11 protein-coding genes and 2 rRNA genes are annotated in these 17,204 nt (G+C 69.7%); 5 read left to right on the forward strand and 8 right to left on the reverse strand.

Annotated features, from left to right (window positions below; all coding sequences use genetic code 11):
* Window positions 1–151: 151 nt before the first annotated feature.
* The 6 genes from hpf to mtnA all read right to left on the reverse strand — a co-directional run bounded on the left by hpf (window position 152) and on the right by mtnA (window position 8,055).
* A complete protein-coding gene (hpf, locus tag D0Z67_RS11075; protein ID WP_031182675.1) occupies window positions 152–844 on the reverse strand; it encodes a ribosome hibernation-promoting factor, HPF/YfiA family in 693 nt (230 codons plus the stop codon).
* Window positions 845–1,169: 325 nt separating this feature from the next.
* A complete protein-coding gene (locus D0Z67_RS11085; protein ID WP_031182676.1) occupies window positions 1,170–2,015 on the reverse strand; it encodes a ComF family protein in 846 nt (281 codons plus the stop codon).
* A gap of 135 nt (window positions 2,016–2,150) precedes the next feature.
* A complete protein-coding gene (locus D0Z67_RS11090; protein WP_031182677.1) occupies window positions 2,151–4,019 on the reverse strand; it encodes an LpqB family beta-propeller domain-containing protein in 1,869 nt (622 codons plus the stop codon).
* Window positions 4,009–6,072, reverse strand: coding sequence for an MtrAB system histidine kinase MtrB (gene mtrB / locus D0Z67_RS11095; RefSeq protein WP_031182678.1), 2,064 nt, complete (start codon window positions 6,070–6,072; stop codon window positions 4,009–4,011). The genes D0Z67_RS11090 and mtrB overlap by 11 nt, the downstream gene beginning before the upstream one ends.
* Window position 6,073: 1 nt before the next feature.
* On the reverse strand, window positions 6,074–6,763 hold the full coding sequence (mtrA, locus tag D0Z67_RS11100; RefSeq protein WP_190045392.1) for a two-component system response regulator MtrA: 690 nt from the start codon (window positions 6,761–6,763) through the stop codon (window positions 6,074–6,076).
* 149 nt (window positions 6,764–6,912) lie between these two features.
* Complete coding sequence (gene mtnA, locus D0Z67_RS11105; protein ID WP_031182679.1) at window positions 6,913–8,055, reverse strand: S-methyl-5-thioribose-1-phosphate isomerase; 1,143 nt, start codon at window positions 8,053–8,055, stop codon at window positions 6,913–6,915.
* Window positions 8,056–8,195: 140 nt separating this feature from the next.
* Between mtnA and D0Z67_RS11110 the strand changes: the two genes are divergently transcribed.
* From D0Z67_RS11110 to D0Z67_RS11130, 5 genes are read left to right on the forward strand one after another with little or no spacing between them, the layout of a single operon-like run.
* The gene (locus tag D0Z67_RS11110) at window positions 8,196–9,572 is read left to right on the forward strand and encodes a DUF7847 domain-containing protein (RefSeq protein WP_031182680.1); all 1,377 of its coding nucleotides are present in this window, start codon (window positions 8,196–8,198) and stop codon (window positions 9,570–9,572) included.
* A 4-nt stretch (window positions 9,573–9,576) separates the two neighbouring features.
* Complete coding sequence (locus tag D0Z67_RS11115) at window positions 9,577–10,308, forward strand: DUF4129 domain-containing protein (protein WP_031182681.1); 732 nt, start codon at window positions 9,577–9,579, stop codon at window positions 10,306–10,308.
* Entirely contained in the window at window positions 10,305–11,483 is a 1,179-nt protein-coding gene (locus D0Z67_RS11120; RefSeq protein ID WP_031182682.1) for a DUF4350 domain-containing protein, read from the forward strand. The genes D0Z67_RS11115 and D0Z67_RS11120 overlap by 4 nt, the downstream gene beginning before the upstream one ends.
* Window positions 11,480–12,472: an AAA family ATPase gene (locus D0Z67_RS11125; protein ID WP_031182683.1), complete on the forward strand. Its 993-nt coding sequence runs from the start codon at window positions 11,480–11,482 to the stop codon at window positions 12,470–12,472. Before D0Z67_RS11120 ends, D0Z67_RS11125 begins: the two co-directional genes overlap by 4 nt.
* Entirely contained in the window at window positions 12,472–13,782 is a 1,311-nt protein-coding gene (locus tag D0Z67_RS11130; protein ID WP_031182684.1) for a DUF58 domain-containing protein, read from the forward strand. The genes D0Z67_RS11125 and D0Z67_RS11130 overlap by 1 nt, the downstream gene beginning before the upstream one ends.
* Before the next feature lie 96 nt (window positions 13,783–13,878).
* Here D0Z67_RS11130 and rrf read toward each other — a convergent pair.
* Both rrf and D0Z67_RS11140 read right to left on the reverse strand, forming a co-directional pair.
* Window positions 13,879–13,995: ribosomal RNA gene (gene rrf, locus D0Z67_RS11135) — 5S ribosomal RNA — on the reverse strand.
* A gap of 81 nt (window positions 13,996–14,076) precedes the next feature.
* Window positions 14,077–17,197, reverse strand: a 23S ribosomal RNA gene (locus D0Z67_RS11140).
* Window positions 17,198–17,204 lie beyond the last annotated feature (7 nt).

Consider the following 17,204-nt stretch of genomic DNA (forward strand, 5'->3'; position numbering starts at 1 on the left):
GGCAGCGGCCCACCGGTTGGGCCGGTGCGGTCATGATTTCATGCTCCGGCGCCCGAACGGTGACGCACAGGGGGCGAACTGGTCGCACACCGGTGCCCCTGGGGGCGCACACGCGTCCCAGGGGCACCGTCTCCGCTCCCGCCGGGGCAGGTCAGCCGCCCAGCGTGTCACCCGCCGCGGGCGGCTGCGCCTCCGCCACCATCGGGTCCGTGTTGAGGTGGATGACGCCGTAGTCGTAGGCGTGGCGCCGGTAGACGACGCTCGGCTCCTTGGTCTCGGAGTCGACGAACAAGTAGAAGTCGTGGCCGACCAGTTCCATCTCGTAGAGGGCCTGGTCAAGGCTCATCGGGGAGGCGACGTGGGTCTTCTCGCGGACGATCAGCGGGCCGTCGCCCTTGACCTCCAGCGAGCCGATCCTCTTGGTGGGCACCCCGTCGGACTCGGCGGTCGGCACGGGCTCACCGTCGGGGTAGAGCGTCGCCACGCCGGGGACGACGTCGGGTACTTCGGCGGCCGGGGTGCGTCGTGCGCCCCGGCGCACGACTCGCTTGTCGTGCTGCTTGCGCAGCCGTGCGTCCAGCTTCTCCGCGGCCATGTCGAGGGCCGCGTACGGGTCGCTGGCCGATGCCTCCGCCCGGATCACCGGACCGCGGGAGTGGAGCGTGATCTCCACCCGGTCGCAGCGGTCGGCCTGACGGGGGTTGGGCTCCTTGGACACCTCGACGTCGAGGCTGATCACCTTGCCGTCGAGCCTCTGGATCTTCTCCAGCTTCAGCTTCTCGGCCACGTGCTTGCGGAACCGCTCAGGTACTTCGGTCTTGCGGCCCTTGACGACGATGTCCACGCAGAACTCCGTTCCCGGATCGCTCACGCCCTAGGCGGAGCGTCTCCCTTTCGCACCAGGTCCCGGTGAGCCCCGGAACCTCGGACTCGGTGACTTCCACCTCCTCCTCCCCCATGGGCGAGATCTCCATCCCCGTCACGCGTGAGTTCGTGAAAAACCCACGGCGCGGCAATCGGATATGAGAGGTGTGGCCTGGGCCTTTCCTCACAACCGAACATATCTCGCCCGGACGGATGTCGTCACCCTCTACTGAGGCGTACCTCCGATCAGGTGAATTACTCCCCTCGCTACCTGCAACGACGCAACTTCTTGGTCGGTTCCCCGCTTATTCGAAAGAATCACGGGGCGCGGCGATCACCGCTGCCCGGACGGCACTTCCGATGATGTTCACCGTCCCCTTTTCCGGTGCACCGTGCACCGACTTTCCTCTCTGCGCTCGCGGCCCGGTCTGTCGTTCTTCCCTACCTTCCCGAGTTGCGCCGCGATACACAGGCATGTCCGGCTCCCACCGGGTTCCGGCCGCCGCGCGCAGGGCACGCGCCGCCTCGGCCAGGCTGGCGCCGGTGGTGATCAGGTCGTCGACGAGCACGATCCGCCCGCCGGCGAGCAGTTGTGCGCCGCCCGCGCGCACCTCCAGCGCTCCCGCGAGGTTCTCCCGGCGCCGCCGGGCGTCCAGCCCCGCCTGGTCGACCACCGGCCGCCGCTGCCGCAGCACGCCCGCCACCCGCGCCGGGACACCGGCCCGCCGCAGCCGACCGGCCGCCACCACCGCCATCCGCCGCACCGGGTCGTGCCCCCGCCTCCGCACGGCCCGGCGGGCGGACGGCACGGGCACGAGGATCACCGGCCCCGCGCGGGACTCCGCCCCGCCTCGGCCCGGCCCCAGTCCGGCCCACACGGCTCCCGCCAGGGCCGCGCCCAGCGCCCCGGTGAGCGCCAGCGCGCCCCGTTCCTTGTGCGCGAGGAGGAGTGCCCGTACCTCCCGTGCGTAAGGAGCGGCGGCGTACACCGCCGGCAGGCCGGGCGGCTCGGGCACCGGCCGCACCCGGCGCGGCTCCGCGCGCTCCAGCAGCGCCCGGCACCGTGCGCACAGCACAGCCGGTGGTGACCCGCAACCGCCGCACTCGGTCGGCAGCGCGAGATCGGTGAGGTCCCGCATCCATCCCCGCATGCCCACCACTGTGCCGAGGCCCGGCCGACCCGGCCACCCCTGTGGAAAACACCCCTGTGGACAACCCCGGCCGGGGTCCGGCAGCGCTCACCCGCACGGGTGAGAAGCGCCGGTAACTCCCAGCTCAGCGGCGTACTAGCCCGGATAGACCGGAGCCGTCCCGTCCTTGTCCACCTTCTGCCACTGGGCCCCGGAGGGCAGCCGGACGATCCCGTCCTCGGAGTAGGCGACCAGCGGCACCCGGTCGTCCTCGGCGGCGGCGATCGCCTTCACCCGGGACAGCGCGGCCGGTGCCGGTCCCTCCAGCGCGGAGCCGTCCACCTGCACATAGCGCATCTGGTGCACCCCGCCCTGCTCGCGGCCGACCACCACGAGGCGGCTGTCACCGGCCCACGACAGCGCGGTGACCTGCTCCATGTCGGGCGCGGCCGGACGCGGGTCGACGACCGCCGGAGGCTCGGCCGAGTCGGCGTCCCCGCTCCGCACGTCGGCGCTCACGCTGTCGCCGCCCTCGATCCGGCCGATGAGCAGCGACTGCTTGTCACCCTTGGCCGCCACCACCAGCGCCACCCGCGCCCCGTCCGCCGCGACCCGCACGTCCCGGATCGGGCCGGGCAGCTCCGGCAGCGTCACCTCGACCGGCTTGCCGGTGCCCTGCGGGACGACGTAGAGCCGGGGCCGGGCCGGGTTCAGGTCGGCCACCCACAGGTCGCCCCGCGCGTCCCACCCGGGCCGGCTGAGCCGGGTGTCCACGCCGGGGCCCTGGCTGGTCAGCACGGGCGGCTCCAGCGGGGCGGAGGCGGCCAGCGGGGTCACGTACAGGGACCTGCCGTCCGCGCTGACCCCGGCCGCCGTCCGCTCGTCCCGCGAGACGGCGACCGAGCCGAGCTGCTTGGTGCCCTCGCCGAACGCACCCGGCACCGGGGTGCCGCCGGTACCCGTGCCGGAGGCGGGCAGCCGGGTCAGGCGGTGCTTGCCGTCCAGGTAGTAGAGGTAGTCCGGGCTCTGCGCGGAGGCGTGCCAGGCGACGGAGTCCGCGCGGCTCTCGGTCAGGTCGCACAGCTGGTCCCCGCCGGGCCCGCGCAGGTCGACCGATTCCAGGGTCGGCGCCAGGTTCCGCAGCGTGAACAGCAGTTGGGTCGCCATCTCCGTGCACCGCGCCGGGCCGACCCGGGCCGCCCTGGCGTTCAGCGGCACGGTCAGCCTGTTCTCGTCGTCCGGGGTCAGCCCGGTGGTGCCGCTCTTCAGCGCCGTACCGGTCGGGAAACTGGACCTCACCACCGGACCGAGCCAGGCGGTGGGCCCGCTCAGCAGCGAACGCACCAGCTGGGTCATCGGATCGACCTTGCTGCGCATGAACACCGGGTCGGCCACCGCCACCGGATCCCCGGTCGTCCCGGCCCTGGTGTGGTTGGCGAAGTAGTACTTGTCGACGGACGTGTAGTTGCGCTGGAAATCCGACTTACCCATGACCACACCGTCGGGCGGGGCATCGATGCGCCATTGCCCGCTCTTGGGGTCCTGGATCAGATGCACCTTGGCGCGGTAGTCACCGTGCGCCGGGGCGTACGCCTGCTGCGCGTCCACCGTGGCCACCCGGTCGCCTGCCAGGGCGTAGGTGCGCCCGGTGTTGGGCTCCCGGCCGGCCGGCGGGGTCTCGGCCATGATGCCGGGCCCGTCCGCGAGCACGGTGGCCGACCGCTCCGGCCGCCAGGCGCTCGCCGCCTGGGCGGTGAGGTACTTGCGCGCCGTGTCGTAGTGCGGGTCGTCGCTGGTCAGCGCCTCCAGGAAGCCCTGCATGATCTCGCTGGGGGAAGCCCCCTCGGCGGGCGGCACGGCGAAGACCCGTACCCCCGTGTCCTGGCGTGGCGTGGACTCCACGTTGCCCAGGTCCCCACTGTCGGGCATCGAGGCGCAGCCGCCGAGCAGTACGGCCCCGCAGACCGCGTATGTCACCGCGCGCCCCGGCGTACGCCGGGCGCCCCCCTCGCGGTCAGCGACCACGGAACGCCTCCCCTGCCTCGGTCGAGTCCTGCCCGGCCGGTTCCGGGCGCGGGTCGGGCACCTGGGTGCCGGACCTGTCGTCGGGCCGCCGTCCGCCGTTCGCGGGCCGGGGCACGACACGGTTGCCGTTGCCGTTGCCGGGCAGCGCCGTCGGGTCGGCCACCGGCGCGGCGCCCTGACGGGGCGGGAGCGCGGAGGCGTTGCCGCCGTTCTGCTGCACCGGGACCGTCGCCAGCTTCTCCGCTCCCCCACGCGGAGTGCCGCCGTCGTCCAGACCCCGGTTGCGGCGCGAGTCCTTGGGCTCCAGCGGTATCGGCGAGCCCCGCAGCGGCTCGTCGGCGGTACGCGGCAGGGTCAGCCGGAACTGCGAACCGCCGCCCGGCTCGCCCCACGCCTGGAGCCAGCCGCCGTGCAGCCGGGCGTCCTCCAGCGCGATCGACAGCCCGAGACCGGTGCCGCCGGTGGTACGCGCGCGTGCCGGGTCGGCCCGCCAGAAACGGCTGAAGACGCGGGTCGCCTCGCCGGGCTTGAGCCCGACGCCGTAGTCCCGCACCGCGACGGCGACGGCGCCGCCCGCGCTGGCCAGCTTGACCACCACGTCCTTGCCGTCACCGTGCTCGACGGCGTTGACCACGAGGTTCCGCAGCACCCGCTCCACCCGCCGGGCGTCCGCCTCCGCGACGACGGGCTGGAGATCGCCCACGACGCGGATACGGCTGCCCTTGCGCTCGGCGAGCGGCGCGGCCCCGCCGACGACCCGCCGCACGACCTCCCGGAGGTCGATCGGCTCGGCCTCCAGCGCGGCCGCGCCCGCGTCGAACCGGCTGATCTCCAGCAGGTCGGCGAGCAGCGACTCGAACCGGTCGAGCTGGTCCGCGAGGAGTTCGGCGGACCGCGAGGTCATCGGGTCGAAGTCCTCGCGGGCCTCGTGGATGACGTCGGCGGCCATCCGGACGGTGGTCAGCGGGGTGCGCAGCTCGTGCGAGACGTCGGAGACGAACCGCCGCTGCATCCGCGAGAGGTCCTCGAGCTGCTGGATCTTGAGCTGGAGGTTCTGCGCCATCTTGTTGAAGGCTTCGCCGAGGCGCGCGATGTCGTCCTCGCCGGTGACCTTCATCCGCTCCTGGAGCCGCCCGGCGGACAGCCGCTCGGCGATCCCGGCCGCCATCCGCACCGGCGTGACGACCTGCCGCACCACCAGCCACGCGATGGCCCCGAGCAGGACGACCACGAAGAGACCGGCGGTCGCCAGCGTGCCCTTGACCAGGCTCAGCGACTTCTCCTCCTGCGTGAGCGGGAAGAGGTAGTACAGCTCGTACGGATGCCCGTTGGGGTCGTTGACCTGCTTGCCGATGACCAGCGCCGGCTGGGAGTCCTTGCGGTTGCTGTAGACGATCCGGGTGTAGCTCTGCGCGGCGGCCGTGCTGGAGCTGCTGTTGACCCGGTCGCGCAGGCTCGCGGGCACGCTCTCGGCCGGGCTGACGTACCCGGAACCTCGCGGGCTGCGGCCACCGCCGCTGTCGTCGCCGACAGGCAGCGTGACCACGTCGAAGGCGCCGGAACCGCCGCTGGACAGCGACTCCACGAGGTCGCTCATCCACTGGATGACGTTCTGGGACTGCCCGCCGTCGGTGCCGTTGCCGCCCGTGCCGCCGTGGGTGGCGGCCGCGGTCTCGTCGGCGCTCTGCCGGGCCACGGCGAAACCGCCGGTGGCCTGGCTCTGCGACGCCTTGACCTTCGCGTCCAGCAGGCCGTTGCGCACCTGGCCGATGACGACGAAGCCGAGCAGCAGCACGACACCGAGCGACATCAGCAGGGTGGTGGCGACGACCCGGAGCTGGATGTTGCGCCGCCACAGCCGCATGACGGGCAGCAGCGGGCGGCGCACCCAGCGGATGAACAGCCGGACGACCGGACTGCCCTGGACACCGCCGCTCAGCAGAGCGGCGGTGAAGAGGCGGCCCCGGCGCGGACTGCCCGCACCGCGGCCGGACGCGCGTCCCGGACCGGCGCCGGGCCGGCCGGGAGCCGAAGCGGCGCTGTCCCCGGACATGTCAGCTCGGTCCGGCCTTGTAGCCGACACCTCGGACGGTCACCACGATCTCGGGCCGCTCCGGGTCCTTCTCGACCTTGGAACGCAGCCGCTGCACATGCACGTTGACCAGGCGGGTGTCGGCGGCGTGCCGGTAGCCCCAGACCTGCTCCAGCAGCACCTCACGGGTGAACACCTGCCACGGCTTGCGCGCGAGCGCGACGAGCAGGTCGAACTCCAGCGGGGTCAGCGCGATCGACTGCCCGTTCCGCTTCACGGAGTGCCCGGCCACGTCGATCACCAGGTCACCGATGGTGAGCTGCTCCGGCGCCGGCTCCTCAGACCTCCGCAGCCGCGCCCGGATACGGGCCACCAGCTCCTTCGGCTTGAACGGCTTCACGATGTAGTCGTCCGCGCCCGACTCCAGGCCCACGACCACATCGACGGTGTCGCTCTTGGCGGTGAGCATCACGATCGGCACCCCGGACTCCGCCCGGATCAGGCGGCACACCTCGATGCCGTCCCTACCGGGCAGCATCAGGTCCAGCAGCACCAGATCGGGCTTGGACTCCCGGAAAGCGGCCAGCGCCTTGTCCCCGTCGGCTACGAAAGACGGCTCAAAACCTTCACCACGCAGCACGATGCCGAGCATCTCGGCCAGTGCGGTGTCGTCGTCGACGACAAGGACTCGTCCCTTCATAAACGACATCATCCCATTCTCATAACGACGACAGAGCCGCAGGTGAGGCACGTCACTGGCCTGTGACGATAGTCGTACCGACCGGTCACTGTCTGCCCCTGTCCCGCAGGGGACGGCTGCCGGGGCCGATCGGGCGGGCGGCTCCGGCAGCCGGGCGGTTCTCAGACGGCCGGTGTGGCCCGGGCCTTCGCGCAGAGCGCCGCCAGTACTTCCGGGGTCACCGGCGAGACGACGCCCTCCTCGGTGACGATCGCCGTCACCAGTTCGGGCGGTGTCACGTCGAACGCCGGGTTGTACGCCTGCGTGCCCAGCGGCGCCAACGGCACCCCGCCGCCTCCGCCCACCGCGGTCGCCTGGGGCGTGAGGATCTCGGTCACCTCGAAGCCCGGCCGCTGCTCGACCTCGATGGACGCGCCGTCCGGGGTGTCCGGGTCGATCGTGGTCACCGGCGCCACCACGATGAACGGCACATGGTGGTAGCGCGCCAGCACCGCCAGCGGATAGCTGCCGACCTTGTTCGCCACCGAGCCGTCGGCCGCGATCCGGTCAGCGCCGATCAGCACCGCGTCCACCTCACCGGCAGCGAACAGCGACCCGGCCGCGCTGTCCGTGAGCAGCGTGTACGCCATCCCGCAGCGCGCCGCCTCCCACGCCGTCAGACGCGCCCCCTGCAACAGCGGGCGCGTCTCGTCCACCCAGAGCCGCCGCAGCCGCCCCACCCGGTGCGCGGCCAGCGCCACCGCGAACGCCGTGCCCTCCCCGCCCGACACCAGCGCACCGGTGTTGCAGTGGGTCAGCACCCGGTGGCCGCCGCCCGGCATCAGCTCGTCCAGCAGCGCCAGACCGTGCGCGGCCATCCGCGCGCTCGCCTCCGCGTCCTCCCGGTGCAGCGCCTGCGCCGAAGCGAGCGCCGCCGTGGCGGCCGCCGTCGGGTCGCCGGTCGCGGCCAGCGCGTCCCGGTACGCGGCCAGGCCCCGGCGCACCCCGAGGGACAGGTTCACCGCGGTCGGCCGGGCGCTCTCCAGCGCCTCGGCGGCCTCGTCCACGTCGAAGCCGCGCGCGGCGGCCAGCGCGACGCCGTACGCGCCCGCGATGCCCAGCACCGGCGCACCGCGCACCGCGAGCGAACGGATCGCCTCCACCAGCGCGGACGCGTCCGTACACACCAGCTCGACCTCCTCGGACGGAAGCCTCGTCTGGTCGAGAAGGATCAGTACGGGCCCTTCAGGTGGTTCCTCCCATCGGATGACCGGTATCTCGCTCGGCCGCTTGTCCTCACCGGGTCGCGCCTGCTGATCAGCCATGCGGTGATTCTGCCCCGTATCCGGCGGAGAATTGATGGAGTACGGGGCCCACCGCACCAGGTCACACCGTGACCTGGCCATGGCACGATGGCTGCCAACCTGCCGCCGCGACCGCGGACGGGCACCGTGAAGGAGCTTCGATGAGTGACACGCCGGGCTGGGCTTCGCCCGGACCCGACCCGTCGTCCGAGGAACGGCAGACCGGCGCCGCCGGCGCGGCCGAGCCCACGCCCGCCGACAGGCCCGCGCCCGCCGCACCGGCCGCGCAGCCGGGCGAGGCTCCGCAGAGCCCGGACGCCCAGCCCTCGGACGCGAAGGGCCCCGGCGCGAAGGGCCCGGATGCTCCGGAGGCGAGGTGGGCCGAGGGTCAGCCGCCGCCCGGACAGTGGTCGGCGCCCACCGGCCCGCCCGCGCCGGGCCAGGCACCCCCGCCGCCACCACCGGGCTCGGGCTGGGGTGCCCCGCCGCCCGCCGGGTGGGGCGGACCCCCTGCCTGGGGCAACGGCTGGGGCGGTCCCCCGCCCGCCGCGAAGCCCGGCGTCATCCCGCTGCGCCCGCTCAGCATCGGCGAGATACTCGACGGCGCCATCTCCACCATGCGCGCCTACTGGCGCACCGTTCTCGGCATCTCGTTGACGGTGGCGGTCCTCACTCAGCTCTGCGCGCTGCTGCTTCAGGGCGTGCTGCTGAAGGACACCACCAGCACGCTCAGCGACCCCGACGTCACACCGACCGAAGCACTGCGCTCCCTCGGCTCGGTCACGGCCGGCGCGCTGCTCATCGGCGTGGTCTCCGTGGTCGGCACCATCGTGGCCACCGCGCTGCTGACGATCGTGACCAGCCGCGCCGTCCTCGGCAAGCCGATCAGCATCGGCGAGGCGTGGCGCGAGTCCCGCGGCCAGCTCCTGAAGCTGCTCGGCCTCCTCATGCTGCTGGCCCTCATCACCGGCGGCGTCCTGGTCGTCGGCATGCTGCCGGGCCTCGTCCTGGGGCTCGTCTCGGGCTTCAACGCCCCTGCCGTCGTCCTGCTCGTCCTGGGCATCCTGGCGGCCGTCGTCGTCATGATCTGGCTGACCGTCCGCTTCTCCCTCGCCTCGCCCGCGCTCATGCTGGAGCGGCAGGGCGTGTGGAAGTCGCTGAGCCGCTCGGCCAAGCTGGTCCAGGGCTCCTGGTGGCGCGTCCTCGGCGTGCAGTTCCTCGCCGGTCTCATCGCCAACATGGTCTCCTGGATCGCGGTGCTTCCCTTCACCTTCATCGCGTTCACCGTCAACGGCGAGAACATGACCGCCCTGATGGGCACCGGCGCCCAGCCGGCGGGCTGGTCCTTCCTGCTCATCACCGGCATCGGCTCGGTCATCGGCGCCACGCTCACCATGCCGGTCAAGGCCGGGGTCACCGTGCTCCTCTACATCGACCAGCGCATCCGCCGCGAGGCCCTCGACCTCGAACTGGCCCGCGCCGCCGGCGTCCAGGGCTACGCCCCCGGCGCCACGACCGGCCCGGTGCCGGGGAGCTGATGCGGTGAGCATGACGGGGGGAGTTCTCACGGCGGCGTCGGCCATGTCCGGCGCCGCCCGCCTCACCACCCTCGCGTCGAGTGGCTCCGGCGACGAGCCACCCGTGACCGTCCCGCGCGACCCCGCCCGCGAGGCGGCCCGCCGCGAGCTGGCCAAGCGGATGTACCACGAGAACGACCCCAGCCCGTTCCAGCGCGCCCTGAACGCGTTCTGGGAGTGGTTCGGCAAGCTCCTCGCCAAGGCCGCCTCGGCGACACCGGGCGGCTCACTCGGCCTCCTCGTCGTGGTCCTGTGCGTCATCACCGTCCTGGCCGCCCTGTGGTGGCGGCTGGGCACCCCGCGCCGCGGCCCCGCCACGGCCGCCCCACTGTTCGACGAGCGCCCGCGCACCGCGGCCGAGCACCGCGCCGCCGCCGACGCGCACGCCGCCCAGGGCCACTGGAGCCAGGCGGTCCAGGAACGCATGCGGGCCATCGTCCGCGCGCTGGAGGAACGCGCCCTGCTCGACGTCCGCCCCGGCCGCACCGCCGACGAAGCCGCCGCCGAGGCCGGCCGTTCCCTCCCCGCCCACGCGGACGGCCTCCACACCGCCGCCCGCCACTTCGACGACATCACATACGGCGGCCGCACCGCCGACCAGCGGACGTACCAGCGCGTCGCCCGGCTCGACAACGACCTCGAACGCACCCGGCCCACCCTGGTGCACAGCGCCGCCCCCGACGGGAAGACCGGATGACCACCTCGTCCGCCCTCACCACCCGTCAGCTGTGGACCCGCACGCGAGGCATCCCCCTCGCCGTCGTCGTGCTGCTGGTCGGTGCCGTCGCCATCGCCGTGGTCCGCTCCCAGACCAAGCACGGCGACCTCGACCCCCGCTCGGCCGACCCCCGCGGCAGCCGGGCCGTCACCGAACTCCTCGCCGACCGGGGGGTCACCACCCGCCTGGTCACCACCCTCGACGCGGCACGCGCGGCGGCCGGTCCGGACAGCACCCTCCTGGTCGCCGTGCCCGACCGGCTGACCCACCGCCAGCAGAGCCTGCTCGCCAGGGCCACGGCGTCCTCGGGCGGCCGCACCGTGCTCGTCGCCCCGGGCGAATGGTCCGTCGGCCGCCTCGCCCCCGGCGTCACCGCGAGCCCCGTCACCACCCTCGAGCCCACACTCGACCCGGACTGCACGCTCCCCGAGGCCCGGCGGGCGGGCAGCGCCGAGACCGGCGGCATCCGCTACCGCACCACCGTCGACGACGCCGACGCCTGCTACCCCAGTGAACGCCGCGCCACCCTCCTCCGCCTCCCGGCGACTTCGGGCACCGGCGACACGGTCCTCCTGGGCGCGCCCGACATGCTCCTCAACAACCATCTCGACAAGCAGGGCAACGCCTCGCTCGCCCTGCAACTCCTCGGCTCCCGCCCTCATCTGGTCTGGTACCTCCCCTCGCTCGCCGACTCCTCCGCCACCGACACCGGCGGCCGCGAAAGCCTCTTCGACCTGCTCCCCTCGGGCTGGCTGTGGGGCACCCTGCAACTGTTCGTCGCTGCCGTCCTCGCCGCCTTCTGGCGCGGCCGCCGCTTCGGGCCCCTCGTCCCCGAGAAGCTGCCCGTCGTGATCCGCGCCTCCGAGACCACCGAGGGCCGCGCCCGCCTCTACCGCAAGGCCGACGCCCGCGACCGCGCCTGTGCAGCCCTGCGCTCCACGGCCCGCACCCGTCTGGCCCCGCTCGTCGGCGTCCCCGCCACCCAGGCGCACACCCCCGAAGCCCTGCTCCCCGCCCTGTCCGCACGTCTCCCCGACAGCGGCGAACAGGCCCTGCACTCCCTCCTCTTCGGAGCGCCGCCCCGCGACGACGCGGCCCTCATCGCACTCACCGACCGACTCGACGCCCTCGAAAGAGAGGTACGCCGTTCATGACGGACCCGACCACTGACAGCGCCGGGAACACCGAGGACGCGGCCGCCGCCCGTGCCTCCCTGGAAACCCTGCGCACCGAGATCGCCAAAGCCGTGGTCGGCCAGGACCCCGCCGTCACCGGACTCGTCGTCGCCCTGCTGTGCCGGGGCCACGTCCTCCTCGAAGGCGTCCCCGGCGTCGCCAAGACCCTCCTGGTCCGCGCCCTGGCATCCGCACTCGAACTCGACACCAAGCGCGTCCAGTTCACGCCCGACCTCATGCCGAGCGACGTCACCGGCTCCCTCGTCTACGACACCCGCACCGCGGAGTTCTCCTTCCAGCCGGGCCCTGTCTTCACCAACCTCCTCCTCGCCGACGAAATCAACCGCACCCCGCCCAAGACCCAGTCCTCCCTCCTCGAAGCCATGGAGGAACGACAGGTCACGGTCGACGGCACCCCGCGCCCCCTCCCCGAGCCGTTCCTGGTCGCGGCCACCCAGAACCCGGTCGAGTACGAGGGCACCTACCCCTTGCCCGAGGCCCAACTGGACCGCTTCCTGCTCAAGCTGACGATCCCGCTGCCCTCCCGCGAGGACGAGATCGACGTCCTGACCCGACACGCCTCGGGCTTCGACCCCCGCGACCTGCGCGCCGCCGGCCTACGCCCCGTCGCCGGCCCGGCCGACCTCGAAGCCGCCCGCGCCGCCGTCGCCAGGACGACCGTCTCCGCCGAGATCACGGCCTACGTCGTGGACATCTGCCGAGCCACCCGCCAGTCCCCCTCGCTCACCCTGGGCGTCTCTCCCCGAGGCGCCACCGCGCTGCTCGCCGCCGCCCGCGCCTGGGCCTGGCTGACGGGCCGTGACTACGTCACCCCAGACGACGTGAAGGCCCTGGCCCTGCCCGCACTCCGGCACCGGGTCCAACTGCGCCCGGAGGCGGAGATGGAGGGCGTGACCGCCGACTCGGTCATCAACTCGGTCCTGGCCCAGGTCCCGGTACCCCGCTGATGCCGCTCACCGGACGCGCCGCCCTTGTCGCGGCACTCGGCTCCCTCCCCGTCGGCCTGCTGGAGCCCAGCTGGACGGGCATCCTCGCGGTCAACGGCTCCCTGGCCCTGGCCTGCGCCTGTGACTTCGCGCTCGCGGCGCCCGTACGGCGCCTTGTCCTCACTCGCTCCGGCGACACCTCCGTTCGTCTCGGCGAAACCGCCGATATCACTCTGACCGTCACCAACCCGTCCCGCCGCCCGCTGCGGGGACGACTGCGGGACGCGTGGCCACCCAGTAGCTGGAAATCGGGCACCGAGGTCGAGGGCTCCCGGCACCGCTTGGACATCCCGGCCGGCGAACGACGCCGTGTGACGAACCGGTTGAGTCCCACCCGCCGGGGCGACCACCAAGCGGACCGCGTCACGATCCGCTCCTACGGCCCCCTCGGGCTGTTCTCCCGTCAGGGCACCCACCGAGTGCCCTGGTCACTACGGGTTTTGCCCCCTTTCACCAGCCGAAAGCATCTCCCGTCGAAACTCGCTCGATTGCGTGAACTAGACGGTAGGACAAGCGTTCTGACACGCGGTGAAGGCACCGAATTCGACAGCCTCCGCGAGTACGTCCCCGGTGACGACACCCGTTCCATCGACTGGCGAGCCACCGCCCGCCAGTCCGCCGTGGCCGTACGCACCTGGCGTCCGGAGCGCGACCGGCGCATCCTGCTGGTGCTGGACACCGGCCGGACCTCGGCAGGCCGCGTCGACGACGTACCCCGCCTCGACGCCGCCATGGACGCGGCCCTCCTTCTGGCCGCCCTCGCCTCCCGCGCCGGCGACCGCGTGGACCTGCTCGCCTACGACCGCCAAGTCCACGCCCTGGTTCAGGGCAAGTCAGCCGGCCAACTCCTGCCGTCCCTCGTCACCGCGATGGCAACGCTGGAACCGGAACTGGTCGAGACGGATGCCCGTGGCCTCACGGCCTCGGCCCTGCGTACCGCACCGCGCCGCTCGCTGATCGTCCTGCTGACATCGCTCGACGCGGCCCCCGTCGAGGAGGGCCTGCTGCCGGTGCTCCCCCAGCTCACCCAGCGCCACACGGTCCTTGTGGCCTCCGTGGCCGACCCGCAAATCGCACGCATGGCACAGGGCAGAGGAAACATCGACGCGGTGTACGGGGCCGCGGCAGCGGCACAGGCTCAGCACGAACGGCAGCGCACGGCCGAGCAGCTTCGTCGCCACGGGGTGACGGTGGTCGACGCGACGCCGGAGGAATTGGCTCCCGCATTGGCGGACGCGTATTTGGCACTGAAGGCGGCTGGCCGCCTCTGAGACGGAATCACACCTCTCCCCCTCTTCGGAGGGAAAACGACCCTGAACGCAGAAAACCCCCGCACCAAAAGGTGCGGGGGTTTTCTCTTAAAATTAGTTCGGCGGCGTCCTACTCTCCCACAGGGTCCCCCCTGCAGTACCATCGGCGCTGTGAGGCTTAGCTTCCGGGTTCGGAATGTAACCGGGCGTTTCCCTCACGCTATGACCACCGAAACACTATGAAACTTTAACCGTCATGTGTGGCACATGAGGCTGTTCGTGGTTTCAGAACCAACACAGTGGACGCGAGCAACTGAGGACAAGCCCTCGGCCTATTAGTACCAGTCAACTCCACCCGTTACCAGGCTTCCATATCTGGCCTATCAACCCAGTCGTCTACTGGGAGCCTTACCCTCTCAAGGAGGTGGGAATACTCATCTCGAAGCAGGCTTCCCGCTTAGATGCTTTCAGCGGTTATCCCTCCCGAACGTAGCCAACCAGCCATGCCCTTGGCAGGACAACTGGCACACCAGAGGTTCGTCCGTCCCGGTCCTCTCGTACTAGGGACAGCCCTTCTCAATATTCCTACGCGCACAGCGGATAGGGACCGAACTGTCTCACGACGTTCTAAACCCAGCTCGCGTACCGCTTTAATGGGCGAACAGCCCAACCCTTGGGACCGACTCCAGCCCCAGGATGCGACGAGCCGACATCGAGGTGCCAAACCATCCCGTCGATATGGACTCTTGGGGAAGATCAGCCTGTTATCCCCGGGGTACCTTTTATCCGTTGAGCGACGGCGCTTCCACAAGCCACCGCCGGATCACTAGTCCCGACTTTCGTCCCTGCTCGACCCGTCGGTCTCACAGTCAAGCTCCCTTGTGCACTTACACTCAACACCTGATTGCCAACCAGGCTGAGGGAACCTTTGGGCGCCTCCGTTACTCTTTAGGAGGCAACCGCCCCAGTTAAACTACCCATCAGACACTGTCCCTGATCCGGATCACGGACCCAGGTTAGACATCCAGCACGACCAGACTGGTATTTCAACGACGACTCCACACACACTGGCGTGCATGCTTCAAAGTCTCCCAGCTATCCTACACAAGCCGAACCGAACACCAATATCAAACTGTAGTAAAGGTCCCGGGGTCTTTCCGTCCTGCTGCGCGAAACGAGCATCTTTACTCGTAGTGCAATTTCACCGGGCCTATGGTTGAGACAGTCGAGAAGTCGTTACGCCATTCGTGCAGGTCGGAACTTACCCGACAAGGAATTTCGCTACCTTAGGATGGTTATAGTTACCACCGCCGTTTACTGGCGCTTAAGTTCTCAGCTTCGCCCTGTCGAAACAGGACTAACCGGTCCCCTTAACGTTCCAGCACCGGGCAGGCGTCAGTCCGTATACATCGCCTTACGGCTTCGCACGGACCTGTGTTTTTAGTAAACAGTCGCTTCTCGCTGGTCTCTGCGGCCACCCCCAGCTCACGGAGTAAATCCGATCACCAGTGATGGCCCCCCTTCTCCCGAAGTTACGGGGGCATTTTGCCGAGTTCCTTAACCATAGTTCACCCGAACGCCTCGGTATTCTCTACCTGACCACCTGAGTCGGTTTAGGGTACGGGCCGCTATGAAACTCGCTAGAGGCTTTTCTCGACAGCATAGGATCATCCACTTCACCACAATCGGCTCGGCATCAGGTCTCAGACTATGTGCAAGGCGGATTTGCCTACCTTGCGTCCTACACCCTTACCCCAGGACAACCACCGCCTGGGCTGGACTACCTTCCTGCGTCACCCCATCACTCACCTACTAACCGCTTGGGCCGGCGGCTCCACCACTTTCCATTCCCCGAAGGGTCCGGAACGGCTTCACGGCCTTAGCATCACGATGCTCGATGTTTGACGCTTCACAGCGGGTACCGGAATATCAACCGGTTATCCATCGACTACGCCTGTCGGCCTCGCCTTAGGTCCCGACTTACCCTGGGCAGATCAGCTTGACCCAGGAACCCTTAGTCAATCGGCGCAAACGTTTCTCACGTTTGTATCGCTACTCATGCCTGCATTCTCACTCGTGAACCGTCCACAACTCGCTTCCGCGGCTGCTTCACCCGGCACACGACGCTCCCCTACCCATCCATACAGGCGTTGGCCCTATTGTATGAATGACACGACTTCGGCGGTACGCTTGAGCCCCGCTACATTGTCGGCGCGGAATCACTAGACCAGTGAGCTATTACGCACTCTTTCAAGGGTGGCTGCTTCTAAGCCAACCTCCTGGTTGTCTCTGCGACTCCACATCCTTTCCCACTTAGCGTACGCTTAGGGGCCTTAGTCGATGCTCTGGGCTGTTTCCCTCTCGACCATGGAGCTTATCCCCCACAGTCTCACTGCCGTGCTCTCACTTACCGGCATTCGGAGTTTGGCTAAGGTCAGTAACCCGGTAGGGCCCATCGCCTATCCAGTGCTCTACCTCCGGCAAGAAACACACGACGCTGCACCTAAATGCATTTCGGGGAGAACCAGCTATCACGGAGTTTGATTGGCCTTTCACCCCTAACCACAGGTCATCCCCCAGGTTTTCAACCCTGGTGGGTTCGGTCCTCCACGAAGTCTTACCTCCGCTTCAACCTGCCCATGGCTAGATCACTCCGCTTCGGGTCTTGAGCGCGCTACTGAATCGCCCTATTCGGACTCGCTTTCGCTACGGCTTCCCCACACGGGTTAACCTCGCAACACACCGCAAACTCGCAGGCTCATTCTTCAAAAGGCACGCAGTCACGAGATATGTGCAAGCACATATCCGACGCTCCCACGGCTTGTAGGCACACGGTTTCAGGTACTATTTCACTCCGCTCCCGCGGTACTTTTCACCATTCCCTCACGGTACTATCCGCTATCGGTCACCAGGGAATATTTAGGCTTAGCGGGTGGTCCCGCCAGATTCACACGGGATTTCTCGGGCCCCGTGCTACTTGGGTGTCTCTCAAACGAGCCGCTGATGTTTCGACTACGGGGGTCTTACCCTCTACGCCGGACCTTTCGCATGTCCTTCGCCTACATCAACGGTTTCTGACTCGTCCTGTCGCCGGCAGACGACAGAAGAGAGATCCCACAACCCCGCACACGCAACCCCTGCCGGGTCTCACACGTATACGGTTTGGCCTCATCCGGTTTCGCTCGCCACTACTCCCGGAATCACGGTTGTTTTCTCTTCCTGAGGGTACTGAGATGTTTCACTTCCCCTCGTTCCCTCCACACTGCCTATGTGTTCAGCAGCGGGTGACAGCCCATGACGACTGCCGGGTTTCCCCATTCGGAAACCCCCGGATCAAAGCCTGGTTGACGGCTCCCCGGGGACTATCGTGGCCTCCCACGTCCTTCATCGGTTCCTGGTGCCAAGGCATCCACCGTGCGCCCTTAAAAACTTGGCCACAGATG

The organism is Streptomyces seoulensis, assembly GCF_004328625.1.
GTDB classification, from domain to species: Bacteria; Actinomycetota; Actinomycetes; order Streptomycetales; family Streptomycetaceae; genus Streptomyces; species Streptomyces seoulensis.

Bases quoted from the DNA above. Each gene is read 5' to 3' on its own strand.
- D0Z67_RS11085 (WP_031182676.1), bottom strand. From the start codon at position 2,015: ATGCGGGGATGGATGCGGGACCTCACCGATCTCGCGCTGCCGACCGAG.
- mtrB (WP_031182678.1), bottom strand. From the start codon at position 6,072: ATGTCCGGGGACAGCGCCGCTTCGGCTCCCGGCCGGCCCGGCGCCGGT.
- mtrA (WP_190045392.1), bottom strand. From the start codon at position 6,763: ATGATGTCGTTTATGAAGGGACGAGTCCTTGTCGTCGACGACGACACC.
- mtnA (WP_031182679.1), bottom strand. From the start codon at position 8,055: ATGGCTGATCAGCAGGCGCGACCCGGTGAGGACAAGCGGCCGAGCGAG.
- D0Z67_RS11110 (WP_031182680.1), top strand. From the start codon at position 8,196: ATGAGTGACACGCCGGGCTGGGCTTCGCCCGGACCCGACCCGTCGTCC.
- D0Z67_RS11120 (WP_031182682.1), top strand. From the start codon at position 10,305: ATGACCACCTCGTCCGCCCTCACCACCCGTCAGCTGTGGACCCGCACG.
- D0Z67_RS11125 (WP_031182683.1), top strand. From the start codon at position 11,480: ATGACGGACCCGACCACTGACAGCGCCGGGAACACCGAGGACGCGGCC.
- D0Z67_RS11130 (WP_031182684.1), top strand. From the start codon at position 12,472: ATGCCGCTCACCGGACGCGCCGCCCTTGTCGCGGCACTCGGCTCCCTC.